The 908-nt window shown below is 56.1% G+C and carries 1 protein-coding gene; it reads right to left on the reverse strand.

What is annotated here, in order from left to right:
- A partial coding sequence (locus K0778_RS26490; protein WP_214290701.1) for an ESPR-type extended signal peptide-containing protein occupies positions 1-862 on the reverse strand: 862 nt, incomplete at its 3' end.
- Positions 863-908: the final 46 nt, after the last annotated feature.

The raw sequence follows: 908 nt of genomic DNA on the forward strand, positions 1-908 counted from the left end.
TGGTGAAATCCGCCAGACCACCTTCCTTGATAATCTGCCAGCCGTCACTGTTTACAACAGTGCCAGACGCCGTACCGCCGTTGTGCACATACTGGTACCCCCCATTCAGCGTGGTATCCAGTGCGTGACCATGTACAGTCTGGTCGCCGCCGGCATAAACCACAGTGGTATTTGCCGTTCCTTCAGCAGCCACAATCTGACGACCATTTTTATTGATGGTGGTGCGTACGGCATCTCCGTAGACGGTCTGCCCGGTATCACCATTTTCTGCATCCGGTCCCCCTTCCGCGCCGGTATTCACAACCGTGTCGGTTGCCATTGCGCCGGATTTGACGGCCTGCCAGCCCTTCTCATTAATGACGGTAACCGTTGCAATCCCGCCTTCATGTACCCACTGCTCACCGCCGTTCAGAGTGGTGTTCACTGCCTGCCCCTGAAGGCTCTGTCCGCCTCCGGCACTGATAACCGTGTCTGAAACGCTTCCTCCGGCATTCACTCTCTGAAGACCACCACCGGTGACAGTAGTGTTGTTGGCGATACCGCCATTTTGTATCCATTGTCCGCCGGTATTGGCCTCGTTATCCGGCCCATACTCCAGCCCGGTACTGATGGTCATTCCGTTGGCCGTACCGAAGACAATCTGGTTGTCATGATTTGTCAGTGTTCCGCCGCTCACGGTTTCTCCCGCCTGTACAACCGTGTCAGCAGCCAGTGCCGGGACTGACGTGACAGCAGCAAGAGACAGCGCAACCGCCACACCGGTGCGTTTTCCCCGTGAGCGCGCCAGTTCGGAAGCCACCACCAGGGTGCCCGTAATGTGATTCCATACCAGCCTGTAGCTGGTGTTCAGATGTCGTTTCATCAGCTTTTCCTTACAGAGGGTGAATAAAAAAGCCGGTACCCACAAA

Source organism: Escherichia sp. XD33, assembly GCF_019375075.1.
GTDB classification, from domain to species: Bacteria; Pseudomonadota; Gammaproteobacteria; order Enterobacterales; family Enterobacteriaceae; genus Enterobacter; species Enterobacter flexneri_A.